The sequence below is a fragment of the Acinetobacter sp. L-24 genome (genome assembly GCF_056857555.1).
In genome coordinates, this window is sequence record NZ_JBSXNI010000040.1 from 1 (window position 1) to 25,039 (window position 25,039).

Annotated in this window: 26 protein-coding genes and 1 pseudogene; 11 read left to right on the forward strand and 16 right to left on the reverse strand. The window is 43.0% G+C overall.

Annotated elements, in window-relative coordinates; translation table 11 throughout:
• Positions 1-230: 230 nt before the first annotated feature.
• From AC13CK_RS06570 to AC13CK_RS06580, 3 genes are read right to left on the reverse strand one after another with little or no spacing between them, the layout of a single operon-like run.
• Positions 231-1,307 carry a DUF6670 family protein gene (locus AC13CK_RS06570; RefSeq protein ID WP_425879532.1) on the reverse strand — a complete coding sequence of 359 codons (1,077 nt, stop codon included), beginning with the start codon at positions 1,305-1,307 and terminating at the stop codon, positions 231-233.
• A gap of 18 nt (positions 1,308-1,325) precedes the next feature.
• On the reverse strand, positions 1,326-2,147 hold the full coding sequence (gene pssA, locus AC13CK_RS06575; protein ID WP_004732196.1) for a CDP-diacylglycerol--serine O-phosphatidyltransferase: 822 nt from the start codon (positions 2,145-2,147) through the stop codon (positions 1,326-1,328).
• A 38-nt stretch (positions 2,148-2,185) separates the two neighbouring features.
• Positions 2,186-3,043 carry a 23S rRNA (adenine(2030)-N(6))-methyltransferase RlmJ gene (locus tag AC13CK_RS06580; protein ID WP_004281423.1) on the reverse strand — a complete coding sequence of 286 codons (858 nt, stop codon included), beginning with the start codon at positions 3,041-3,043 and terminating at the stop codon, positions 2,186-2,188.
• Positions 3,044-3,160: 117 nt separating this feature from the next.
• Between AC13CK_RS06580 and AC13CK_RS06585 the strand changes: the two genes are divergently transcribed.
• Complete coding sequence (locus AC13CK_RS06585; RefSeq protein ID WP_425879529.1) at positions 3,161-3,763, forward strand: 2OG-Fe(II) oxygenase; 603 nt, start codon at positions 3,161-3,163, stop codon at positions 3,761-3,763.
• 70 nt (positions 3,764-3,833) lie between these two features.
• Positions 3,834-4,361, forward strand: a complete 528-nt coding sequence (locus tag AC13CK_RS06590; protein WP_425879527.1) for a hypothetical protein — start codon at positions 3,834-3,836, stop codon at positions 4,359-4,361.
• A gap of 90 nt (positions 4,362-4,451) precedes the next feature.
• Here the strand turns inward: AC13CK_RS06590 and AC13CK_RS06595 are convergent, their stop codons facing one another.
• The 6 genes from AC13CK_RS06595 to AC13CK_RS06620 all read right to left on the reverse strand — a co-directional run bounded on the left by AC13CK_RS06595 (position 4,452) and on the right by AC13CK_RS06620 (position 9,339).
• Positions 4,452-4,709 carry a DUF2789 family protein gene (locus AC13CK_RS06595; RefSeq protein ID WP_004645106.1) on the reverse strand — a complete coding sequence of 86 codons (258 nt, stop codon included), beginning with the start codon at positions 4,707-4,709 and terminating at the stop codon, positions 4,452-4,454.
• Between the two features lie 115 nt (positions 4,710-4,824).
• Positions 4,825-5,079, reverse strand: a complete 255-nt coding sequence (locus AC13CK_RS06600; protein WP_425879525.1) for a DUF2789 family protein — start codon at positions 5,077-5,079, stop codon at positions 4,825-4,827.
• A gap of 51 nt (positions 5,080-5,130) precedes the next feature.
• On the reverse strand, positions 5,131-5,409 hold the full coding sequence (locus tag AC13CK_RS06605) for a DUF2789 family protein (protein ID WP_004645104.1): 279 nt from the start codon (positions 5,407-5,409) through the stop codon (positions 5,131-5,133).
• A gap of 170 nt (positions 5,410-5,579) precedes the next feature.
• Positions 5,580-6,566, reverse strand: coding sequence for a malate dehydrogenase (locus AC13CK_RS06610; protein ID WP_004645103.1), 987 nt, complete (start codon positions 6,564-6,566; stop codon positions 5,580-5,582).
• Between the two features lie 167 nt (positions 6,567-6,733).
• Positions 6,734-7,372: a ribonuclease T2 family protein gene (locus AC13CK_RS06615; RefSeq protein ID WP_373683237.1), complete on the reverse strand. Its 639-nt coding sequence runs from the start codon at positions 7,370-7,372 to the stop codon at positions 6,734-6,736.
• A 32-nt stretch (positions 7,373-7,404) separates the two neighbouring features.
• The gene (locus AC13CK_RS06620; RefSeq protein WP_180039111.1) at positions 7,405-9,339 is read right to left on the reverse strand and encodes a lytic transglycosylase domain-containing protein; all 1,935 of its coding nucleotides are present in this window, start codon (positions 9,337-9,339) and stop codon (positions 7,405-7,407) included.
• A gap of 334 nt (positions 9,340-9,673) precedes the next feature.
• Between AC13CK_RS06620 and miaB the strand changes: the two genes are divergently transcribed.
• From miaB to ybeY, 3 genes are read left to right on the forward strand one after another with little or no spacing between them, the layout of a single operon-like run.
• A complete protein-coding gene (gene miaB, locus AC13CK_RS06625; RefSeq protein ID WP_071850832.1) occupies positions 9,674-11,131 on the forward strand; it encodes a tRNA (N6-isopentenyl adenosine(37)-C2)-methylthiotransferase MiaB in 1,458 nt (485 codons plus the stop codon).
• A 37-nt stretch (positions 11,132-11,168) separates the two neighbouring features.
• On the forward strand, positions 11,169-12,245 hold the full coding sequence (locus AC13CK_RS06630; protein WP_004732214.1) for a PhoH family protein: 1,077 nt from the start codon (positions 11,169-11,171) through the stop codon (positions 12,243-12,245).
• A gap of 22 nt (positions 12,246-12,267) precedes the next feature.
• Positions 12,268-12,750 carry an rRNA maturation RNase YbeY gene (ybeY, locus tag AC13CK_RS06635; protein ID WP_071850834.1) on the forward strand — a complete coding sequence of 161 codons (483 nt, stop codon included), beginning with the start codon at positions 12,268-12,270 and terminating at the stop codon, positions 12,748-12,750.
• Positions 12,751-12,916: 166 nt separating this feature from the next.
• On the opposite strand, the gene AC13CK_RS06640 is transcribed toward ybeY, so the two are convergent.
• Positions 12,917-13,774, reverse strand: coding sequence for an energy transducer TonB (locus tag AC13CK_RS06640; RefSeq protein WP_425879520.1), 858 nt, complete (start codon positions 13,772-13,774; stop codon positions 12,917-12,919).
• 263 nt (positions 13,775-14,037) lie between these two features.
• Between AC13CK_RS06640 and AC13CK_RS06645 the strand changes: the two genes are divergently transcribed.
• From AC13CK_RS06645 to AC13CK_RS06655, 3 genes are all read left to right on the forward strand, one after another.
• Complete coding sequence (locus AC13CK_RS06645; protein WP_005263717.1) at positions 14,038-14,724, forward strand: hypothetical protein; 687 nt, start codon at positions 14,038-14,040, stop codon at positions 14,722-14,724.
• 159 nt (positions 14,725-14,883) lie between these two features.
• Complete coding sequence (locus tag AC13CK_RS06650; RefSeq protein ID WP_482831025.1) at positions 14,884-15,597, forward strand: DUF3108 domain-containing protein; 714 nt, start codon at positions 14,884-14,886, stop codon at positions 15,595-15,597.
• Between the two features lie 88 nt (positions 15,598-15,685).
• Complete coding sequence (locus tag AC13CK_RS06655) at positions 15,686-16,261, forward strand: xanthine phosphoribosyltransferase (protein ID WP_482831026.1); 576 nt, start codon at positions 15,686-15,688, stop codon at positions 16,259-16,261.
• A gap of 311 nt (positions 16,262-16,572) precedes the next feature.
• Here AC13CK_RS06655 and AC13CK_RS06660 read toward each other — a convergent pair whose 3' ends face one another.
• From AC13CK_RS06660 to AC13CK_RS06670, 3 genes are all read right to left on the reverse strand, one after another.
• Complete coding sequence (locus AC13CK_RS06660) at positions 16,573-17,247, reverse strand: hypothetical protein (RefSeq protein WP_482831065.1); 675 nt, start codon at positions 17,245-17,247, stop codon at positions 16,573-16,575.
• Between the two features lie 84 nt (positions 17,248-17,331).
• Positions 17,332-18,537 (reverse strand): CsgG/HfaB family protein, encoded by a 1,206-nt coding sequence (locus AC13CK_RS06665; RefSeq protein WP_425879517.1) that lies wholly within the window; start codon positions 18,535-18,537, stop codon positions 17,332-17,334.
• Complete coding sequence (locus AC13CK_RS06670) at positions 18,531-18,908, reverse strand: hypothetical protein (protein WP_314107482.1); 378 nt, start codon at positions 18,906-18,908, stop codon at positions 18,531-18,533. The genes AC13CK_RS06665 and AC13CK_RS06670 overlap by 7 nt, the downstream gene beginning before the upstream one ends.
• Positions 18,909-19,755: 847 nt before the next feature.
• On the opposite strand from AC13CK_RS06670, the pseudogene AC13CK_RS06675 reads away from it, so the two are divergent.
• Positions 19,756-20,109 (forward strand): annotated as a pseudogene (locus tag AC13CK_RS06675) (hypothetical protein); the annotation flags it as partial.
• A 191-nt stretch (positions 20,110-20,300) separates the two neighbouring features.
• Here AC13CK_RS06675 and wrbA read toward each other — a convergent pair.
• Positions 20,301-20,897 carry an NAD(P)H:quinone oxidoreductase gene (wrbA, locus tag AC13CK_RS06680; protein ID WP_425879548.1) on the reverse strand — a complete coding sequence of 199 codons (597 nt, stop codon included), beginning with the start codon at positions 20,895-20,897 and terminating at the stop codon, positions 20,301-20,303.
• 113 nt (positions 20,898-21,010) lie between these two features.
• Between wrbA and AC13CK_RS06685 the strand changes: the two genes are divergently transcribed.
• Complete coding sequence (locus tag AC13CK_RS06685; RefSeq protein ID WP_004645086.1) at positions 21,011-22,258, forward strand: YihY family inner membrane protein; 1,248 nt, start codon at positions 21,011-21,013, stop codon at positions 22,256-22,258.
• 28 nt (positions 22,259-22,286) lie between these two features.
• Here AC13CK_RS06685 and yddG read toward each other — a convergent pair whose 3' ends face one another.
• On the reverse strand, positions 22,287-23,174 hold the full coding sequence (yddG, locus tag AC13CK_RS06690; protein ID WP_425879515.1) for an aromatic amino acid DMT transporter YddG: 888 nt from the start codon (positions 23,172-23,174) through the stop codon (positions 22,287-22,289).
• Complete coding sequence (locus tag AC13CK_RS06695; protein ID WP_425879513.1) at positions 23,171-24,109, reverse strand: DMT family transporter; 939 nt, start codon at positions 24,107-24,109, stop codon at positions 23,171-23,173. Before AC13CK_RS06695 ends, yddG begins: the two co-directional genes overlap by 4 nt.
• 104 nt (positions 24,110-24,213) lie before the next feature.
• Between AC13CK_RS06695 and AC13CK_RS06700 the strand changes: the two genes are divergently transcribed.
• Positions 24,214-25,035 (forward strand): AraC family transcriptional regulator, encoded by an 822-nt coding sequence (locus AC13CK_RS06700; protein ID WP_482831027.1) that lies wholly within the window; start codon positions 24,214-24,216, stop codon positions 25,033-25,035.
• Positions 25,036-25,039 lie beyond the last annotated feature (4 nt).

A 25,039-nucleotide genomic window follows, 5' to 3' on the forward strand; every position in this document is an offset into this window, starting at 1 on the left:
TCTATCTCTAGAAAGTCAACCAGTAATGAAAACTATTTTTCAAACTTATCAAATAAAACCCAACTCAATTAAACTCAACTAAGTCACTGTTTTATCAGAAGTTTTAATCTTCATCACCGCCGATGGATGTGCATTCTACAGTATTCCCAACCCAATACAACCCCTATTCTTAAATAATTCAGCAAAAATATCACGACTGTTTATTTATTCTACAAAAATCGCGATTTTTTTCATTTCTTGAGCAGTAAAGGGACTGAATTGGATAAATGACTTAATCTTTTTTCAGTTTTATTCTGTTCCTGAAAGCGTAAAGGCCGGCAATCTATATATTCACAATAACCCCCTTCCCCATTTTCAGTTTCTTCATTTATTTTCACTTGATAACTAAAACTTCCTACATAGCCCGCTGCCAGGCCAAATTTAAAATCTCCACGACTTTGACCTTGTACCCAGATACAAGTACCGTCTGCATTTTCATAACACCATTCAAATTCGCGCGGCAAATACATACTTTGCCGATTGGGTGTCGTGACACACGGATAAACACGATGAACTTTAAAATAAACTTTTCGATCGAACATTTGGGTCCGCATGTTTTTTAAATCACGGAGATATATCCGCGACTGAACAATACGATTAAAACCATCCCGAATCTGCGCCAACAACAGTTGCCTCTTTTCACTGAGATTAATAATTTGATAAGTCAGGAAGGCCAAAGGTAGATAAGGAAAGTTAAAACTCCGCGCGTATTCAAAGCTTCCAAGACCATCGATCGTATATTGCTGCGCTTTATAGTTCACCGTTCCCTGACAATGACATAGCAAAGACCAGTGATCTGCCAAGGAAAACCGCATTTGGGTAAAATGAGAAATCAGTTGAGTGGTTTGAATATTTAAATCAAAACTGAGTTCCGAGTCAGAACGCTGCAAACGAAAATTTGGAAAACTTCCGCTCAATTGCTCCCGATCTAGAAACTGAAACAGACCTGATTTAAAATGACAGTCCTGCTTGACCGAGTAGTGATGTAATTGCCCCACCATATGCGGACTCGAACTGCAAATCACGGTGGCGGTATCTAAGGCTGTGGTTTCGATTGCGCTCGGGTTTGACAGCATGGGTGCATTGGGTTGCCCGATAATACTCATAAAGTTTAAATAATAGAGCGGTGCCGGAAGCCCGGGGATCATCAAACCTTGATGAATAATTTTATATTTTGAGGTAGGACCATGATAGGCGGGATAGCGCGAAACAGCAGGAGTCTGATTTAGCTGTTTCGAACGATCTAGAAAATCTTGAAGAAACCGCATCTCAGACTCCTTATATTTTTATAATGTACTCGATCTTTTTGCCATAAAGGTGGTGATAAAACCAGACAAGGCATAGAGAATAGAAATGACCAGAATGCCGACAGGAATATTATAAGTCATCGCTGCAAAGACGAATACGGCAATTGGTAGGACAAAAAATGGAACCCGTTTACGTTCTACAGTTTTAAATGAATAGTATTTGATATTGGAAATCATCAACAAGCCCACCGCAATAATGACCACTGCATTAATGACCTGAAGAGAAGGTTCACGAATATCAAAGATTTCTGGAAAATCCAGACCGACCCAGACCAATGACACAATCATGATGGCAGCCAGAGGACTTGCCACACCAATAAAATAACGTTTATCGACCACACCAATCTGTACATTGAAACGCGCCAGACGGAACGCAGCACAAGCAGTATAAACAAAGCATGCTGCCAGACCGATTCGGCCCAAATCGCTTAAGCCCCAGCTATACATTAAAATAGCGGGAGCTACACCAAAAGCCAGCATGTCAGAAAGCGAGTCAAACTGTTCACCGAACGGACTTTGTGCACCAATCGCACGTGCCACACGGCCATCCAATCCATCCAGTAATGCCGCAATAAAGATCGCATAAATCGCTTGTTGAAAATCACCATTCATACTGGCAATAATCGAATAGAAACCTGACAACAACGCTGCCGTTGTAATCAGGTTCGGCCATAGATAGATGCCTCGACGCTTAACTTTTTGCCCTTCCTGGGTATGCTCCTCTTCTTCTACCTCAAAGGTGATGCCATCAAAAGGCACTTCAGTTGAAGAGTCGCGTTCCGGTTTGCTTATATTTGTCATTCTTGTCGATCCTAGCTATGACCTGATCTTTAAAAAAATTACTCGCCCACTAACCAGCGAACTGCAGCGTGACCACCATTTTCACTCATGCGAAGATGCGGGAATAACCACTGTAGTGCTTCATCTGCATCTTCAGAGAATTTCCAAGGTGGGTTAATCACCAGCAAACCACAACCGTTCAAGCCTACTGGGGTATCATCCGGCCATACACAGACTTCACACACCAGTTGACGGCGGATACCGGTCTTGAACATTTTTTTCTCGAAGCGTTCGATCATGGCACGGTCTTTAATTGGATACCAAACGGCGAATACACCTGTCGGCCATTTCTTATACGCGGCAACCAGCAGCTCAACCAACTGCGGGAAATCTTTACGCTCCAGTTCATATGGCGGATCGATCATCACCAGACCACGTTTTTCTTTCGGTGGAATGACAGCTAACAAACCTTCGTATGCATCACGTTCATGCAAACCGGCACGCTTGTCAAAAATATTATGACGAAGTTGCTGGAATACATCACGCTGCATTTCAAAAATGGTCGCTTTATCAATCTCGCGCATACCTTCCAGGGCAAACCACGGTGAACCCGGATAAGCACCCTTACCAAAGTTTTCACGCATGTTTTCAACAATTTTCAAGTATTGTTGTACGCCTTCAGGTGCATTACGCTTGATCGAATCATCCAGCTTAATAAGACGATGAATACCGTTTAAAAACTCACCTGATTTTTGCGCTTCGGCAGTCGACAAATCATATTTACCTGCACCACCATGTGTATCTACATAGCGATAAGGTTTGTCTTTTGCATTCAGTCGAGTCAACAACTGAAGCAATAAAACGTGCTTCATGACATCGGCAAAGTTGCCTGCGTGGTAAGAGTGACGGTAATTCATGTTTCAATTATTCCTAAGATCAATTGCTATTTTAACATGAAAAACTATTTCGTTCAGAAACGATTATTGCACTAAAATAGCGGACCTTTTTTTACCACACTATCGAGAATTGAAAAAATGGAAGCAGTTATCATCCCAGGGGATTGGAATGTTGATCAAATCTTAGATGATTTAGATCAACATGGCTTTAGTATTGTTGACGATGCGTACTCTAGCGAATATCAACATGCAGTGAGTCAAGAATGCTTAAGCCACTTAAACGAATTTCGTAATGCAGCCATTCAAAATGGTGTCGTTAACAACATCCGTAGTGATCATATTCTTTGGTTACAACCTGAATTTCAAATTTCCCACCGACACATCCAAACTCTTCAACAATTTTCTCAAGTTTTAAACCGCGCGTTTTATTTAGGCATCAAAGATGTCGAAGCACATTTCGCTTGCTATCACGCGGGTGAGTTCTATACCCTGCACCGCGACAATCCTCAAGATAAAAATGGCCGGATGATTTCCAGTGTGTATTATTTACATGAACAATGGCAGAAGGACTGGGGCGGTGAACTACGCCTGCAGGACAAACATGGCCAGTGGCATATTATCCAGCCAAAACCGAACCGAATGGCGCTGTTCCAGAGCGATTTATTACATGAAGTTTTAATCTCTAAACAGCAACGCCTATCCATTACCGCCTGGCTAAGAAGTGATACCTCACTACTCTAAGACACGCTGCCGCTTTAAATTTTAATTTTTAACCTCATATAGCCATTATTGAGAAATGAGGATTGCGTTGATGCGATTAACGACCAAACAGATTATTCAACGTCTGGGTGAAACTGACCAATTGTATTTAAAAGGCAATACGCCGGAATTAACGCTTGAACGTGCTGATCTTCGTTTACAGCTGGTGACTTTAAGTGACCTGCGTCAGGAACAGCGACATTTCCTGCAAGAAGCCGTAGTGTTGCTGGAACAAGGCCGGGTAGAATTTGAAGAAATGCCGCTGCGCATGTATATCAACCTATCTTTGCATCTGGCCAAGGCTTATATGATGTTTTTTGAATTGACCAAAGAGCACCATTTCGCCCTGATTACTCAGCAAATTTTAAAGCCAATGGCCAGTTATGAACATGGGGACATTTATTTCTTTCTGGCCTATGCCAGTGCCAGTAAAAATGAGCCGGCCCTGACCCGCCACTGGTTAGGTAAATACACTACCACTGCCGAATTTGAGCTGGAATTATTACAGCAGCATCATGCATTTAATGATTATCGTCAGCACGAATGGTTTAACAAAATATTAAAAAGCAAAATGCATTAAGCCAAAGAACAAAAACGCCTCAAATGAGGCGTTTTTTAATACAAGCTATATCATCTTATTTTAAATATCAGAAAAATATAGGAAAAATGATCAAGCAGGTTGACGTCTATAAGCGTCCATGTGCAGTTGCTGATTCAGTTCATCGACCCAAATTGCCCAATCATCATCTTGTACCAAATGGCTGATTAATAAAGAACGCTGGGCTTTATTCCAGAATGGCGCATCATGCAAGGACAGCCCTGCTGGCAGTTGATGGGTGCGTACATACAATTCAATAGCCGCAGGACTATTGGCGAGACCGAGCTGAGAAAACAAGAGCTCTAAGGATGGTTGGTTCTTTGCGAGCATCGCGCCCTCCTTATATCAGATAAATTGTAATTATTTATAGATCTAACTTATAAGATAAGACAAAGAAAACCTAGTCATTTGACTAGGTTTGTTGTTTCATTTTGTACGAATGCATTTAAGTGCTCTGCTTGTCACTTTCCACATGTAAAAGCTGATTTAACTTGTCAATAATGACAATCCATTCATCATCTTGGTGCCAGTGTTCACGCAGGAAGGCACTTTGTCCCTCACTCCAGAATTCGGCATCCGGTAATGCCACTTCAGATGGCAATTGATGGGTATGGGTAAACTGAGTAATTGAGGCTTCATCAGAAGGCAAACCCAATTGTTCAAATAATAATTCTAAAGTTAACTGTTGTTCCATAAGCATAAATAGTCTCCATCGTAGCGTTAAATTATGAGAGTGTTGAGATTCGAATTCTTAGGTTGATTTATGGCTCGGTATGTCACAGGAACCTGAACCCTCTGCCTCAATATGTAATTGTTCATTTAACACATCGACAAAAATGGCCCAGTCATCATCTTTCTTCCAGTGACTGATCAGAAAGTCATGCTGTGATTTACTCCAAAAAGGAGCTTTATGCAGTGGCACATCCATACCAATTTGATGCGTGCTAATAAACTCGTCAATCGCTTCCGGACTCGAATCCAAACCCAATTGTTCAAAGAAAAGTTCGAAGGTGGCGCGTTGCTCTAACATCTGAACCTCCATCTTTTTATCTATAATCTTGTTTCTACCTTAGATGGCTCATAGCGAAAACTCAGTTGTCTCTCCTTCACAGCTTGTTATTTTTTGTTGATTAAAGTGAGTGATATAAAAAAAGCACCCCAAATGGAGTGCTTTTTTCAACTTAATCTATTCAGATCAAATTATTTAAGCATGTCAGCAATTGCTGCGCGCTCTTCTTCAAGTTCGTTCAACGTGAAGTTGATACGCTCTTGACTGAATTCGTCGATTTCTAGGCCTTGAACGATTTTGTATTCACCGTTTTCAGTTGTTACAGGGAAACCGAACATTACGCCCTCAGGAATACCGTAAGAACCGTCAGAAGGAATACCCATTGTTACCCATTCGCCGTTTGTGCCAAGAGCCCAATCGCGCATATGGTCGATTGCAGCGTTAGCAGCAGAAGCAGCAGAAGACAAACCACGTGCTTCGATGATCGCAGCACCACGTTTACCAACAGTCGGAAGGAATGTATTTGCATTCCATTCTTGGTCGTTGATCATGTCTTTAACGCTTTCGCCGTTAATTGTTGCAAAACGGTAGTCAGCATACATGGTTGGAGAGTGGTTACCCCAAACTGTAAGATTTTTGATGTCTTTAACCGCTTTACCAGTTTTAGCAGCAATTTGAGATGCAGCACGGTTGTGGTCAAGACGTAACATTGCAGTGAAGTTTTTCGCTGGGAGATCTGGAGCAGATTTCATTGCGATGTAAGCATTCGTGTTTGCAGGGTTACCAACAACTAGAACTTTAACGTCACGGCTCGCAACTTCGTTCAATGCTTGACCTTGACCAATGAAGATTTCACCGTTCACTTTAAGCAGGTCAGCACGTTCCATACCTGGACCACGTGGACGTGAACCAACTAGAAGCGCGTAGTCAGCATCTTTAAATGCAACTTTAGGATCATCAGTACCGATCATGTCTTCTAGTAATGGGAATGCACAATCTTGAAGCTCCATCATTACGCCTTTAAGCGCTTGCTGAGCTTTCTCAAAAGGAACTTCGAGCAATTGCAAAATCACTGGTTGATCTTTACCTAGCATTTCGCCGCTTGCGATACGGAATAATAGGCTGTAACCAATTTGACCTGCAGCGCCAGTAACGGCAACACGAACTGCTTGCTTCATCTAATTATCTCCAATTGAGGATATTCAATGCGATTAAATAGTTAGTATTTAATCTAATAATCGTAAACGCGAAAGATTGTACTCCAATCCTTTGCCAGATGCATATAAAAGAGGACGGATTTCACCTAAAGTCTGATAGGAAATATAAATTAAATCGGCAAAAAAGCTCAGTATGTTCCTTTTATTGTGACAGTTTTTGGGCATGTATTAATAATGTTGGCAGGACAGGATTTGTAATTGCCATTGGGGCGATAACAGACCTTGATCGAGGTAAGCACGCTAGCTGACTGAGTCTGCTGGCAGTTGAATCGCAAGGCATTGCCCGGTAATTGCGGATTAATTTTCAGGAATTTGGCTCGCAATGTATCGACAGAAATCGTGATATTTTCCTGTTCCGTTAGTTCCGCAGGCACTTTAAGACGATCTGCATAATTGATAATCGTCCGGAAATACTGACTGGCATTCATCGGCACGCAGCCACCGATATTGCGCCATAAAATTGTCCGGGTATTGTCATCCGGCATGATCCTGGCCACTACCTTGGACTGCAGTGGTGACAGTTTCGCAGAGCTATTGGTCGTGCAATTTTGTGATGTGGTCTGAGGATATAAGCCGGAGATATTCAGCGAATAACCTTCCAGACATTTTCGCTTCTTGGCATATTCCGGGTACAAGCTACATAAGGCCGGGACCATTTGTACATCCATGACATAGTCTGTTGGTGCAGCAAAGGCTGCCTGACTGCTGGCCAATACTACAAGCGCAACCGATCCAGCCCAGACTCGACGATCCTTCATTATTTTCATGAATAAATCACCATCCCCCAATAATTTTAATTTTATTGTGTATTACGTAATGGTATCAGTTGCATGCGTTTACCCACTGACTGTGCCCCCTGTCCTAACAAGATACCGTAATGCGTGGCATTGGTCATGACATGTTTCACATAATCTCGGGTTTCAAGTAAAGGAATACTTTCAGTATATTGATCTGCGGCAATCCCCTGAAATTCTGGCTGCCAGCGGCGGGCACGGTTTGGGCCAGCATTATAACCTGCCGTTGCCAGCACCGGACTATCGCTGAGCTGACGCTGAATCGTAGATAAATAGAATGTTCCGTAGCGAATATTGGTATTCATATCGGTGAGTGCCGCCGGGTTATAAGCTTCACCCATTTGACGTGCCACCAGCTTGGCCGTGTCCGGCATAATCTGCATCAGACCACCCGCACCTACATGTGAACGTGCCACAGTATTGAAACGGCTTTCCTGACGCATCAACCCGTAGGCCCAGGCTGGATCTATGCCGGCATTACGACTATGGCTGACCACGTAATTCTGATGTGGCATTGGAAAACGATAATTGTAGTTATGTTTGTTCGCGGTACGGTCGGCAGCATAAATGGCCCGATCATGCCAACCCATGTCCATGGCACGCTTTGCCGCAGCCAGCAACAGGTCATCATCTTTCTTCAGATAAGCCTGACGTACTGCCCAGTTCCATTCACGGTTAATGTAGTTCTCTGGGGCGCTGATATTACGTAAAGTGAAAGCACGGCGGAAATGAATATCCTGATTCAAGCGCTGCATAGCCTGATTGGATGGCTGTGCCGGGGTTGGTGTACTCGCGGTCACCTGCCCCAGCTTGTCGCGTGCCAAAAGATTGTGATAGTCATCTCCGATCGCCAGCTTACGATAAATACTTTCTGCTGCCTGCTTGGAAGCACGGTCAGCACGTTGTTCACTAGCACGAGCCAGCCAATATTGCCAGCGATCTTCCTGCTTCTGGTTGACGCTCATGCTGTCAATCGCACGAATCAGGCTTTCCCAGGCACTAAAACGAATCGCCTGACGCGCATAAATCTCGGCTTCTTCCGGGCTAAATGGCAGACCATAGCTGGCATCTAGCGCATTTAACACTTCCCGGTTGAAGTTGTTTTTCATGACTGTGGTACCACCGATATAACCGACAGCACGATATAAGGCGCGTTGTACCTGTACTGGTGTACCTTCCGCGGTCCGCTTGACGATAGACAAAGCTGAGTCCAAATCGCTATCGGCCAGACGTCCCAGCGCATAAATCAGATAGGCATGCTCTGCCGCAGTACTTTTAGGCGCAGACCACAAATAATTAGTGGGATTGGCCTGAATCGAATTCAGTTGTGCCAGAGACAGATTTAGACCAATGCCTTGCGCTGTCGCAATGGCCTGACCTGACTGTCCGGCACGAAGTTGTCCCCAGAGTCGCTGCTGACGGTCTTCTGAGGTCATGAGTGGACTGGATAGCATCATCCGGCCTAAACCAGTACAAGAATCGGGTTGGCTATTGGTGGTTAACCATACTTCTTTAAACTCGGCATAGACCAGTTCATCGCCAGCTTTGGCGCGCACTTGTGCCACTGCACAGGCTTCGGCAGGATCAGCATTGGTTACATAAGGCAATACCGGTTGAGCAGTACTAAAGTCTGCCATTTTTACCTTTTCTTCGACATAGTCTGCTGCCAGCTTTTCAGCCATGGCGGATTGAGGGTAACGCTGGGCAAAACTGATAATCTGACTAACAGGCTGCATGGCAAGATTCTGGTTTAAAATCCAGTATTCCGGATAATAGCCCAAGGCATCATTCTGCATAGACAGACGATATTGCTGTAACAGTTCAGTATTACCTGCATTGGCTGCACGCAAGGCATCATTAAATTGTTCTTCTGCTGCCTGTGTACTCGCTGAACAGATACATGCCACACTTAAAGTAATTAATTTATAGTATTTATACATAGTTTTAGTGTGTTTCAACATCCCTTTGCCTTCTATCATCGATTTTATGCTTTGCCCATGTTGCATATCATAAGAGCTAGTTTGAAGATTATAACCAACTCTATTGTTCAGTTATGTAACCTTATGATTAAGCAATATTAATCTACAGACAATTTTTGCCCATAAATCAATATTTTTCCACAGTTAATTTGGGCTATAAGTTTAAGCGACTTTCCTGCTAAAATATGCGCCTTTCCAAGATTTCAGTCTGTGAATTGAATTTTTATTCACCTGTTTGATGCATCAATCAGGCTGTTCGTTCACTCTTTCAACGTATTACCTTGTAGGAGCCTACATGACGGTTCAAACCTTCATTCCGAATGGTGCCCCAGCTGCCTCAGAAAACACTGTTACCCAGCCAGCGCACACCCCTGTTAGCGATGCTTCAGTCAAGAAACTGTACATCGAAACACAAGGGTGTCAGATGAATGAGTACGACAGTCACCGTATGGCAGACCTGTTAGGCGATTCTCATGGCTATGTGCTGACCACCGATCCTAAAGATGCCGATATTCTACTGATGAATACCTGCTCGATCCGTGAAAAAGCCCAAGAGAAAGTATTCTCCGAGCTAGGCCGCTGGCGTAAGCTTAAAGATAAAAATCCTGATCTGATTATTGGTGTCGGTGGCTGTGTGGCATCTCAGGAAGGCGACAACATCCAGAAACGTGCCAATTATGTCGATATGATTTTTGGTCCACAAACCCTGCACCGTTTGCCGCAAATGCTGGATCAGCATTTTGAGCAGATCGAAAAGCCGAAAAAAGAAAAAATCAAACTGGTGGATATTTCCTTCCCCGATATCGAGAAATTCGACTTTCTGCCAGAACCGCGTGTTGAAGGCTATAAAGCTTTTGTCTCGATCATGGAAGGCTGTTCCAAATACTGTTCTTTCTGCGTGGTGCCGTATACGCGTGGTGAAGAAGTTTCTCGTCCACTGGATGATGTCCTGGCTGAAATTGCAGGTCTGGCAGAAAAAGGCGTGCGTGAAATTTCGCTGTTGGGTCAGAACGTAAATGGCTACCGGGGTGAAACCTTCGAAGGCAATATCTGTACTTTTGCCGATTTGCTGCGTTTGGTTGCAGACATTCCGGGTATTGGCCGTATTCGCTATACCACCTCGCATCCCCTGGAATTTAATGATGACCTGATCCAGTGCTATCGTGACCTGCCACAAATGGTTTCACATCTGCATCTGCCGGTACAAAGCGGTTCCAATGATGTGTTACAAGCGATGAAGCGTAACCACACCATTGATGTCTATATCGAAAAGATTAAAAAGTTACGTGCAGTTCGCCCTGACATGCACCTATCTTCAGATTTTATCATTGGCTTCCCGGGTGAAACAGATGAAAACTTTGAAGAGACTTATCAGTTTATTCAGGATCTGGATTTTGACCATTCTTATAGTTTTATCTATTCAAAACGCCCGGGTACGCCTGCGGCAGAACTGGAAGATACGATTTCTGAAGATGTCAAAAAAGAACGTCTGGCCAAAGTTCAGCAATGGATTAAGCGTTCAAGCATTGACAAGACGGATGCCATGCTCGGGACCATCCAGCGTGTACTGATCGAAAAAGTTTCTGATAAAGATCCGAATATTCTGGTCGGTACGGCGGACAATACCCGTTATGTCAACTTTATTGGTGACCCTGCCTGGGTAGGCCGCTTTGCCGAGATTGAAATTACCGAAATTAAAACTTTGAATTTAGTTTACGGTGAGCTCTTGAATCTTGAGCCTGACGTGGCGTAATGTAGAGCATATAACGCACACTTCATAAGGAACACTCTTGACTGCAGCGATTCGACGTACAGTAGCTTTTCCTGGAATTTCGATGGACCGTATACAAGCCATGTTAGGTGCCTATAACGGCCATTTGAAGCAAATTGAACAACGTTTAGACGTCAAAATCTCCCATCGTGGAGAAAGTTTTATTATTGATGGTGGAATCGATGCCGTTGAGAGAGCCGAAATGCTCTTGCAACGTCTTCATGAAGAATCTGAACATAGTCAGCAGATTAGTGCAGATACTTTACATCTGATGATTCAGGGCAGCCAGACTGACCGTGAACTTCAGCAAGATCTGGACGATCAGGAACATACGGGGCTGGACAATGTCTGGCTGCAAACTCGTAAGGGCCGGATCAATCCGCGTGGTGCCAACCAGAAACGTTATGTACAGCGCATTCTGCAAAGTGATATTTCTTTTGGTATTGGCCCTGCGGGTACAGGTAAAACCTACCTCGCCGTTGCGGCTGCCGTGGACATGCTGGAGCGTAATGAAATTCAGCGGATCTTGCTGGTTCGTCCTGCGGTTGAAGCCGGTGAAAAACTTGGTTTCTTGCCGGGGGATTTAACCCAGAAAATCGATCCGTACTTACGTCCCTTGTATGACGCGCTGTATGAAATGCTCGGCTTTGAAAAAGTGGCCAAACTGATCGAACGCCAGGTGATTGAAGTCGCTCCGCTTGCTTATATGCGTGGCCGTACCCTGAATCATTCTTTCGTGATTCTAGATGAAGCGCAGAACACCACCCCAGAACAGATGAAGATGTTCCTGACCCGTTTAGGTTTTGGCTCACGTGCCGTGATTACGGGCGACGTAACTCAGGTGGATTTACCGCGTGGTCAGCAATCCGGCCTGTCACATGCCTTGCGTGTGATTGATAAAATTCCTGAAATTCATATCACTCGTTTCCATTCGCGTGATGTAGTACGTCATCAACTGGTACAGAAAATTGTTGAAGCCTACGAAGGCTGGGACAGTGAACAGCAGCGTTTAAGTGCTGAAGCACGTGCCGAACGTAAAGCACGTCAGGATGCCTTGATCGCTGAAAATGATGCTGCGGCAGACGCACAGCATTAAGCTTTAAACTTAAGGATTTGTGTTGAAACTTAGTCTTTCCTTACAACAGGACTTTCAGTCACCTGAACTGGTACTGAAACGAGCCTATATTAAAAAAGTTGTAGAAACCACTTTACGTCATATCGGCACTCAAAGTGATTGCGAAATTGGAATTGCCTGTGTTGATAATGACGAAAGTCATAAACTGAATTTGGAATATCGAGGCAAAGACAAACCGACCAATGTCCTGTCTTTCCCAAGTGAACTTCCAGATGAAATGGCGCAGTTTCTGGATGCATTTCCCATTGGTGATCTGGTGATCTGTATTCCTGTAGTACTGGCGGAAGCGCTGGAACAGCAAAAAGTACCATTAACGCATTTCACCCATATGCTGGTACATGGCACTTTACACCTAATGGGCTATGACCATGAAACCTCGGATGAAGATGCTGAAGAAATGGAAGGCATTGAAATCGAGATTCTGGCCAAGCTGGGTTTTGAAAATCCTTATCTAGAACAGAACTAAAATTTGAATATTAAAAAAAGCGGGCCAAGGCTCGCTTTTTTTATTGTTTACCCTCACCCCAACCCTCTCCCATAAGGAGAGGGAGTTTTAATACCTATAGCTCAATGATAGTTCTCCCTCCCTTTGGGAGGGAGTTAGAGGGAGGGTTTACAAATGAATAAATAGTCTAACGCACTTCAAACTCCGCTTCTGCCGGGTCAAAACGCCAGGTACGAATCACTCGCAGTTCGGAAATTTCTTTCATTTTACTGTCGAAAGCACCAAATGGGGCTGCCTTACGCACGGAAGCTTTGGCTGCTTCGTCCAGCATGGCATGTCCCGAACTGTCAATCAGCCGAATGGCACGAATTCCGCCATTCTGGTTCAGGATTACCATCAGCCGCACTTCCCCTGCCAGATTCTGTTGTTTGGCGGCTTCCGGATAGTAGCGGTTACCATAAAATTCCACTTTTTCACGGAACTTTTCCAGATAAGCGGCCGAAACATCCTGCTTGGCCTGAATCCCATCTACAGTTTTAATTTTTTGCTGACGACTGAAATTTTGTTGACGCTGTAAATATTGCGCTTCCAGACTGGCGACCATGGCCGCTTTGGCCTGAAATTGGCTCTGTAATTGCTCCTGCATTTTTTTACGCTGATTTTCTTCCGCCTGCTTTTGCCAGCTCAAGGTGGTCATCAGGACTTTTTCTTCAAAACTGAGTTCCTGTTGCTGTTGCAGCATATCCAGACTTTCTTGCAGTTCTTCGCCTGCATGTTGTTCCATTAACGGCGATGGCATATCACTCGACATGCGATGAGCTTCTCTAAACTGGCCGGAACCCTGCTGATCTGTCTGGGCCAGAAAATCGGCATGTTCAATTTTTTGATCAGTCTGGCGCAAGCTGACCGCGATTTCCTTGGTACTGGTATCCCGATCTTGCGGCATACCAAATTCCAGGGTCAGCACGATCAAATGCATAATGCCTGCGGCAAGCACCGCACTGCTAAACACTGGATCTTTCCACCAAGTTCTGACCAGAGGCATGAGTATCATCGTTTTTTCACATTCGCCCAAACTCAATACTGAGTTCAGCTCCCCAAAAAAGTATTTGAAAGATTAAAAATAAACGGATTCGTCATTTATCTTTTTAAAATGCCAAATCCATCAAATCTTCAACGTTACATAACTAAAACTATAAAAATGGTGCTATTTATTTTGCTAAACTTCAAGCATGAACGCTTGTATTTTTCATACAATTCGACAAGATACATCCCGAGTCAAAAATAAAGTTGCCAGGACGCTTCAGTATGCAAACGCTAATTTCCAATATTTCCAACCGAATCCGCCAAGTGTATCAGAGGGCGGAAGGATTTATTGAAGATGAGCGTGAATTTCCCTTATCGCAAGTCTTCCTGAATGCAACCTTTCAGCGCTTTGTCACAGACAATGTCGATGCATTAAAAGACTTACATGCAGATTTACACGAAGACTGGCTGCGTTTGTATGCAACACTGGATTATAAAGGCCTGATTGTCACTTTATCGGTTGATTTGAAACTGGTACAGATGGAACTAAATAAAACCACCCAGTTGATCGTGTTCGAGCAAATTAGTGATACTCAGCTGATTGAAGCCAAATATCCAAATATGCTGTATAAACTGGGCGTGCGTTTCGGCTTGTTCTTCTATCAACGTATCTTGAATAAAGATCCTTTGGGAATGATTCTGGAAAAACTGGGCGTAATTAAAGTCATCGATGACTTGCTTTATCTAGATTTAAATCGCTGGTTAGGTAAAAGCCGATCTGTCATTGATACCTTGGGCAAAGTTCATGTGAATCACGCAGTACTTCGTGAAGCCGAACTGGTGGTGATTGGTAATGTCAATCTGGCCGCCCTGTTTAGAAAACTTTCCCAAGATCAGGAAGAGAACTGGGATGAAGACGAGATGGATGACAACCGGGTCACCCCCATCAAACAGAAAGATCCTTCTTAAATCATGTCAAACGTAGTTTTTGAACAAAAGTTCCATAAAACTACATGAAATATACATTTTTGGCAGAAATATCCCTTCAATTTCCATATTTTGCCCAAATAATAAAGGGTGCAATAAGTGATATGTTTTGCCCGTTGAACCAATATAGGAAAATAACTGATGGCGAAGACTGTATTCAAAACTTTAGTGATGACCACGGGTCTGAGCAGCGCGATACTGTTCACTGGTATTTCTAGCCAAGCTTTTGCCATGACTCCTTTCCAGGCCAGTTATCAATTTAGCTATAATGGCAAGAATATGGGTTCTGCAACGCGGACTTTAAGCAAATCAGGCAATAACTGGACTTATGTCTTTGCTGCAAAAGCCGGAGGTATTGCCTCTGCAACCGAAACCAGCCGCTTTACTTTTAATAATGGCAAGATCGGCTCAAGCAGTTTCAGTCGCAGCAGTAAAGTGCTGGTGCATAACAACACCATGAGTATTAATTTTAATCCTTCCAGCAAAAGCATCAGTACCAAGAAAGACGATGAAAAACGCTCTTTTGCCTGGAGAGCAGATGTTCTGGATGAGTTGAATGCGGAATTGCAGATCCGTGAAGACTTAAAAAATTCAGGCCTGAAAGCAAATTACTATATCGCTGATGCTAAAGAAGTTGAAGGCCGTAAGTTTATCAAACAGGGTTCAGAGACTATAAGCACCAAATACGGATCCTTTAATACCATTAAAGTGGTGATGAAACACAGCAAACCAGGTCGTGAAACCATTTTCTGGCTGGCACCAAAACTTGACTATCTTCCAGTCAAAGTTTCGCATGTCGACAAGAAAGCCTCCTATGGTTTACTGTTAACTGACTATAAAGGTGCAAGCAACTAAGTTTTTGGCGAATTTCACTTGATTTTTTCCGGGTGCTTTTTACAATACGCTTTTGCTTGAAAAAGCACCTGCTCTTGAGGATTCTCCCGTGCATGCACTAGAACAGAAAATCTTGGCTGAAGGCATCGTCCTCTCTGAAGAAGTTTTGAAAGTAGACTCTTTCTTAAACCATCAGATTGATCCAGTCATGATGCAACTGATTGGTCAAGAATTTGCGCGTCTGTTTAAGGATGCTGGTATTACCAAAATTATTACGATTGAAGCATCAGGTATTGCACCTGCCGTAATGGCCGGCCTAGAGCTTGGCGTACCTGTAATCTTTGCACGTAAATACCAGTCTCTCACCCTGAAAGATGATTTATATCGTTCTAAAGTCTTTTCATTTACCAAACAGGCTGAAAGCACAATCGCGATTTCAAATAAACACATCAGCTCAACCGATAAGGTTTTAGTGATCGATGATTTTCTGGCTAATGGTCAAGCGGCTTTAGGTCTTGCAGACCTGATCCACCAGGCAAATGCAGAAGTAGTCGGTATTGGCATTGTGATTGAAAAATCATTCCAGCCAGGTCGTGACCTGCTGCTTGAAAAAGGCTACCGTGTGGAATCACTGGCACGCGTAAAGTCTTTGAGAAATGGCACAGTTGAATTTGTTCGCGACTAAGCTCGCCAATGAATTTTAAAAGAGCGCTGATGCGCTCTTTTTTTATTGTGTTTTTCTGATGATATAAATTTAAAATATCCAAAACTCGGCTATAGCTCAGCCTAAATTCTTATTTATTCTTCCAGATTTGATCCTAGATAAATGGCTTAATCTTAAGCTCCAGGCTATTCAATTTCTGAAATAAGGAGTGTCAAACAATAAGTAATTTTTTATCCGATGAATAAACAACAATTTATGTGGAGGTTATTATAAAATAAAGAGGCCTAACTATCTGCCAATAGTTAGACCTGTGTTTACCTCAAAAAAAGAGTTTATTTAACAGTCACAGTGATACTACCGCTATTCACAGCACCGATAGCGGTAGTTGTGATGCTGTTGTTAATCGCAGTTTGAGTTCCTTCTGAAATAGCACTTACAGAGGCATCAATAGTACCCGCATTATAAGCAATGTTCGCTACACTATAATTGCTTAAAGTTTCATTGATTTCCTCACTATAGTCAGTACTCAGTGTTGAACTCACAACCTCTGAGATATCTGAACTATTCCCAACCTCTGATAGCTCCTCTAGAGTTTCAGAATTATTAGTTGCACTCGTTACTGCACTGTAGTCGTAGTTACTCGTTTCATCTGATATGTCTGATACCACCTTATTGTAGCTACCCTGTTCAATGCTGATACTACCGGTATTCGCGGCACCAATCGCAGTAGTTTCAATACTACCTTCAATTGAACTAATGGCCTCTGGTGCTTCTCTTGTAGCTTCTGCAATTGCTTCTAGATCGACGCTTGCATCAACATTACCTGTATTTACTGCAAGATTCAAAGCAGAACCATTTTCAACCTGCTGAGAAATAGAATCCAGGGTAGCTATTAAACCTGTATCTACGGTGACGTCAGTAAGTGTTTCATCTCCTTGGGCGTATGCCATACCTGTACCAGACAGAAAGGCGACGGATAAAGCGATTGTCTTGATCGTGTTTTTCATCATTGTTCTTCCTACTTTTGTTTTGAAGTACCTCTCGCTAAGTACTCCTTCTTATAATGGGAGCGAGCCCATTTTTAAATATTTTTAATCACGCTGCGTGCTAGACCAGTAATTTTCGACCACCTCAGGATTGGCCTCCCATAGCGTTGTAGTTTTTTCATCTTCTTGTTCTTTATCAGCCTTTTCTTGAGTATCTTTTTCTTCATTTTTCTCATTTGAAGAAGGTTGACGCTGCTTCTTGCTGATATATTTAATCAAGTCCTGTTTACTCATTTCAGGCTCTGCTTCAGGGTTTTGAATCATCTCGGACTCTTTCTGTTTAGGCGGTTTTGTATCTTTGCTCGGGGAGTTGGTTGACTTATTTTTTTCATTGGATGAGTCTGCCTGGCTTGAGACTGACTCCTGAACAACACTGCTTGAAGCTGTACTATTTTGTTGCTGGTTTTTCTTGTATTTATGCAGAGCGACAGAACTTCGGGTTAAGTTCAATTGACCAAACTCTGGCGGTATCTGCGCACGGCAACTTTCAAATACGGCGGGTGGGACAACCTGACTCAGCAATTCAAAAGTGGCCAGATTCAACATTTGCCGCAAGGCAAAGTTAGTTGCCTCTCGTTCTCCTTTTCCAATCTGAATATTTAAGAGTGTACGACCAGCGAATCTGCCTGCACTTAAGCCATAATCCTGTGCAGCAATTTGCTTCTGCAATGAAACATTGCCCACGACTTTACTGCTGCGGGTATCAGTCAAAGATAAATCCAGACCGACCATAATCCGGGTTTGACTATAATTCGGACCGACACCAGCGATCTGCATGTCAAAACCACCACCCGGAATAAAATCCAGACTGTTAATACTGCCTGTCACATAATAATCAGAAGCCTGGATTTGTCTTGGATCACGAATGCCCCACTTGGCTTCGCTTTCGATAATCCGGGGATCACGCCGGTTCATTAAGCTTACCCCCGCCTGAAACAAGGCAGATTGCACCATATCTCCCGCACCTTGGGTCACCATTTTTCCGCTACCACCATTGGTAACTACATCCTTACCGGTTTGATCCAGAATTGCCCCCACGGAGAAACTCAAATCACTACGTAATTGTCCTTTTAGGCAGGATAAAGCCATATCAAAAGGGGTAAAAATATCGGTAATTGGGGGGCCTTGTACCAGGCTAACTGGCTTCTTGTTTGAGGGCGCTAAACCCGTGCAGCCTGTTAAAAAAGAGCTGAAAAGGACAGTGGCACTCACGAAAGATATATGTCTTTTGGTCGAGGAGAAATTCAACATTGTGATTCTCCTGGTCTGTTACTTAAATTAAGACAGCGCTGAGGATTTTGGTTGGTATTTGAATTGACTGGTGCTTCATTCAGCAATTCACTCGTAATATCAATATTGTTGTCTGCACCCTCTACATTGATATTGTTGGTCGGGGTATTTACCGTCCCGATGGAAGTGGTTGAGGTGCTATGAACGGTGGTTTTACCTAATCCGGAATAATAGTCTGACTCCTTGAGTTCGATCAGATTGGCTTGAACTAGATTCTCATTGGAACGGGCACTGGATGATTTCCAACGCTGAGTCCACTCATCAGAGGTGGCATAAGCGTTACTCAGAAAACATAAACCTAATAAACCCAGATTGATAACTAATATTCTCATAATCTTAATATCCTCTGACTTAAGATATTTATTTAATTTTTCATTTAAGTAAGATTAAATTTATCTGAAAAATATTAAATCACATAAAATTATAAAATGTAAAACTTATCCCTATTCACTTATTTTTTTTGTTTTATTTAAAAATATAAATTATTGTTTTTATTAAATTAATATATATTTGTTTATTATTTGTGATTTGTAAGAAATCATTATATAAATTTTTTTTGAATATAAAATTCATCCAAAAAACTTGATTAAGATAATATATTTTTTATATTATCAATAATCAAAAATTTATCTAATAAAGATTAGAATTATTATACTTTTTATATTTTAAAAGTCGTAAATTTTTATTTTATTAGAACTTCTATTTAATAAGGATAAATGTCACGATTTATTTAAAATATAATTAATCAATTACAATGAAGGTGACTTATAAAGAAACGCCAATATTCAGATGTATTTTGGCTGAAAACTTGAATAGACCTGATAAGAACTCGTTTACATATTTTTCGACTTCCCTTCCTTTTTCATTTCGAATCCAGAAATGGCCTACCTAAGATCGCAATATTTAGACTGATGAGAGAAGAACATTTCTGATGATCTTGAGATTTGCCATTTCCTCAATGACAGGTTAAGAATTGCGTTAATCAACCAAGAAGGCATATATTTACAGCTGAAATACAATGTTTTAGCGTGAACTCAACTAGAATCAAGTGAGTATGCAATGTTTCTGATTTGCGAATTCAAAACTTATCTAGTGTGTTGTTGTATGTTATGAATACGTGCTGATCAGGGCACACATCCTATTCCCGACAAACCTAAAACAAGCACATCTCAATCCTTGATGGAACAATCTATGCAATGTCCTAAATGTGGCTCAGCTGATATCGAACAGCGCGATCATGAACAGAATTTAAAGAAAATTGGCGGCATTCTCATGAGTTCAGCGGGTGCAACTGCAGGGACTGTGGGTGGCGCTGCTTCAGGTGCATCGATTGGCGCTGCAATTGGTACAGTAGCCGGACCTTTAGGTGTGATTGTCGGCGGAACCGTAGGCACTTTTGTCGGTGCAATCAGTGTCGGGATTACCGGCGGTGTGGTCGGTAATTTTCTGGGGAAAAAAGCCGGGGTTTCTGTCGACCGTAATCTGTTTCAGGATTATCAATGTCTGAAATGCAAATACAGATTTAGTCAAAAAGATCAAAAAGATCAAAAAGATCAAAAAGATCAAAAAGATCAAAAAGATCAAAAAGATCAAAAAGATCAAAAAGATCAAAAAGATCAAAAAGATCAAAAAGATCAAAAAGATCAAAAAGATCAAAAAGATCAAAAAGAAGCCTAATAAAATTCAGGAAATGAAGTTCATTCTTCATTTCCTGTGAGTGCTTGTCAGACTCGATTGAGTTTCAGTATCACTTCACCTAAACGCTTGCCTTGTACTTCACACAGAATTTTTTCATCCTGACTCAGGCCCTGATCATGCCGTGGGCCGCTGACATGACTAGCGCCATAAGGCGTACCACCAGTTTTGGTATTCGAGAGTGCCGGTGTTGCGTTACTAAGCCCCATGATCATCATGCCATGATGGAACAACGGCGGCAGCATGGTCAGCAAAGTACTTTCCTGTCCGCCATGCATGGAACCTGATGCCGTAAACACGCAAGCCGGTTTACCGTGTAGCGCTCCATTCAGCCACAGACTCGTGGTCTGATCCCAAAAATATTTCATTTCAGAGGCCATATTGCCAAAACGGGTCGGTGAACCAAGCGCCAGGCCGGCACATTGCGCCAGATCGTCCAGAGTACAGTAAATATCCCCTTCCGCCGGAATACTCGGTTCAGCGACTTTTACCATGCTGGATATATTTGGAACTGTCCTGATTTTTACTGCCACGCCTGCCGCTTCAATTCCATTGGCAATCAGATGCGCCATTTCTTTGGTTGAGCCATATTTGCTGTAATATAAAACAAGGACATAAGGTTGCATCATGGTTCTTATTCATTACTTAAAAAAATAAAACTATACGATACTTTGCAAGTTTTTTGGTTAAGCTGATGGTGAAAATTCATGATGATTAAAAAAATTGAGATTGGATGCAGATGATTGTTAAGTATTTAAAGAAATTACCTTTCTATGAAAAACACTGGTTTCAATTTGTTTTATTTGTACTTCGACGCTTTGAAGCAGACCGCTGTCGCGAACAGGCAGGTTCCCTGACCTACACTACCCTGTTTGCGGTGGTGCCGATGCTGACGGTTTTTCTGGTAATTATCTCTTCCATTAAAGCGCTGGAACCTGCGCGGCAGCAATTGCAACAACTGATCTATAGTAATTTTTTACCCAAAACTACAATTGCCTTTGATAAGGCCCTGAATGCCTTTACCGATAAATCCAGCAATCTCACCATCATTGGTATTCTGTTCTTGTTTGTGACGACAGTATTGATGCTCAGCAGTATCGAAACGGTGTTTAACCGCATTTGGCGCGTGACTGAAACGCGGGGCGGAATTATGGGCTTTATGCGTTACTGGACCATCATTTCGCTCGGGCCGATTTTACTCGGCAGTGCATTTGTGATTTCTTCGACCGTGGCATCCATGAGCATTCTCAGCAATAACTTTGCCGGTTATGAGCTTGATGGCGCTTTTGTCCTATGGGCGATTTCCTTTTCTTTGACTGTACTCGGATTTTTCATTTTGAACTGGACCATCCCGAATCGCAGTGTACCGCTTAAATCTGCCTTTATTGCCGGTCTATTTAGTGCCGTGGTGTTTGAGCTGCTGAAAAATCTGTTTGGCTATATCATGTCAAACTTTACCAGCTATGAGATCGTCTATGGTGCCTTCGCCGCCGTGCCGATTTTCCTGCTCTGGATTTATCTGTCGTGGATTATTGTGTTATTGGGGGTTGAAATCAGCTATGCCCTGACGGCGTTTGAATCTGGGCAGGACAATAAACGCCATCCCATCGTCATGCTGCTGGATCTGTTAGAATTATTTTATAAAAAGCAAAAAACCGGTGAAAGCATCAGTGAAGCACAAGCGCTTGAAGTGCTGGGCCGGGATGAAATTGGACGCTGGCCGAGCTATGTCGCCATGTTTGAAAAGCAGAATTTGATCAAACGTACCGATGAAAATGAATATGTGCTGGTTCGTGATCTGGATCAGGTCAGCTTCTGGAATTTTTATCTGCAATTACCCTATCCACTGCCACGCAAAAACCATCTCACCAATGCCCAGACTGATGACATCTGGATGCAAAATTTCTCACCTAGATTACAGGAAACCGATCAATATCTGGAAGAAAAACTCAATTTTCCATTGTCCGAACTGTTCCGACATAAATAAAAAAATCCTCTCGCTTGAGAGGATTTTTTTAACTGATAGCGGTAGATTTCCAGCAGACTATAGCGCCTGCAGTCACCAAACCCGTCCCGATCCAAAAACTGAGTTCGGGTCTGACATCCAGAATCAGCATTGACATGACCGAAGAAAGAATCGGCATAAAATAGGTGGCTAAAATCAGCACCTTGATATTGCCGAACTGCATACTCTGATTCCAGTTACTATAGGCGATGCCAATCAGACTACCCACCACTGCAATTCCCAACCATAGCTTGAATGTGGGCATGATAAAAGGTTCGTTTAATCCTAAATGTAAGAACCATAAGCTAATTACAGCGACCAAAAAGAAAATCGGTACACCATTTTGTCCGCGGCCATAGGTCCTAGTTAGAACGCAGTAGCAAGGCCACAACAAAGCGCCGAGAAAGGCAAAGCCATAGGCCCAAGGATTTTCAGCTAAAGCCTGCATAAACTTCGGCAGATTAGTGATTTCTGGATTGACCACCAGCATCAGTCCCATCACAGCGAGCAGAAAGCCTGGAATCACCCAGAGGCGGGCCTGCAACTGTCGGGCAAAAATCGAAAAAACAATCATCAAGGGTGGCCACAGATAATTGATCATGGCAATCAGCATCACCTGTTCACGATTATCCGACCATGCCACAGCAACCAGAAATAGAATCTCATAAGCCACAAATAAAGCGCCACAACCGAGCAGATAACGCTTGGACATTTGCATGATTTTTGGAAAGCCGGTGAACGCAAAAATCGCCAGACTGCTAAAACTATAAATTAAAGCAATCCCCTGCACTGCACTGGTGGATTCAGTAATCAGTTTCACTACGGCGACCAGACTGGCGCAGATCAGAATAGAAGACAGACCAATCCAGGTCGCTAAATTTACAGACCAGATTTTCATGCTTGCTCTTGAATGCTTTTATTGATATTCGGTTTTTTCAGCCATCCCTGCAAACTCACTAGAATCACACCCAGCATGACCATACAGGTGCCGATAATAAAATTGATTTCGATATGTTCATCCAGAATCAGTATGCCGAACAGCATGCCGAATACAGGGGTCAAAAAGGAAAATACCCCTAGACGCGATGCCAGATAATGCTTCAGCATCCAGAACCAGATCAGATAACTGGCAAAGGAAATCAGCACGGTATGAAAAACCAGACTGGAAATAGACAACACCGTCCATTGAATGGCTGCTTGTCCAGTCAGAACAGCCAGAGGCAATAACAGCATTCCACCTATCAATAATTGATAGAACAAAGTCTGGGTTGCAGGTGCTTCAGCCAGCCGGCTCAGACGTACACTGACTGTGGTGGCTGCCCAGAATACGCCGCCAAGCAAAGCCAGAAAATCTCCCCACAAGGCATCAGTTTGTAAAGTTGATTCTGTCTGTGGACGTAACAGAAAGCTGACTACAATTCCGCTAAAGGCAAGAAATATTCCGCCCCATTGCACAGAAGACAAACGCTCTGCCGGCAATTTCCAGTGTAAACCCAAAGCCACAAAAATCGGCGCGGTATAAAGTAAAACAATCGTATGCGAGGCTGAGGTATAACGCAGTGCCTCACCAATCAGATAGAATTCGGTTGCAAACAACACACCGACTAGTAATCCTGCAGGTAAATAGCGTGCATTCCAGAGTTGACGGCGCACGCTCTGCTGAATCAGGGGATAAACCATCAGCGCAGACAAGGCTGAACGCAAGGCAATTTGCATCAGGGCTGAAATATCATTCGCGGCCCACTTCAGTACCACCTGTTGTAAACCCCACAACATACACAATACAAACATGATGGCAGATGCTTTGGCATCTAATGCCTGACGCTGGCTCACATACGGTCCTGTTGCTCATTTGGAAGGTACACTATAAAAGTGTCAGAAATAAAAGATATACTTCAAAACAGACAAATGATGGTGTTATTCAGGCAATTTCGGTGATGCATAAAAAAATCCAAGCAGATTCAGCTTCGCTCAAGCAACTTCCGACCCATGATCTGATTAAAGCACCTCTGTGGATCAGTTTCAGGGAAGATCCTGCGCAATCTGTTTATCCGCTACATGGCCATGCCTGGGGAGAATTTGTCTATGCTTTTCATGGCGTGATGGAAGTGAATATTAATCATATAAATTATGTGACGCCTTCACCTCACGGCATCTGGCTCCCACCGAATTTAGAGCATCGTGGTCTGAACCGTACCGCAGTTTCTCATGGCACTCTGTATGTGCATGAATCACTTTGTAGCCAACTGCCCACTCAACCGGGCATCCTGCTCAGCGCCCCCTTGGTCACTGCTTTATTTACCCACCTGAAACAACTACATCAGCAAGATCATCCGGGATTCGAGAATTCAGCTGAATATCAGCGTCTGCTACAGGTGCTGCTTGATCAGCTCCAGCAAGCCCAACTGGTCAGCAGTTATCTACCGCATTCAGAACATGCATTGCTGAAACAGATTTTAGATTATTTACATCAGCATCCGGCAGATCAGAGCTCGCTGCAGCAACTGGCCGAACGCGTCAATTTAACCGAGCGGACGCTAGCCCGATACAGCCAGAAAGAATTGGGAATGTCACTACATGAATGGCGGCAACACCTGAAAGTGATGCAGGCCATGTCTTTATTAAATGCAGCGCATAGTGTCGAGAGCATTGCCTTTGATCTGGGCTATGCCAATGCCTCGGCATTTATCAGCATGTTTAAACGCTGGATGGGAAGCACCCCAGATCAGTTTCGCAAGCGTTATACTGTTAATGAATAAAATG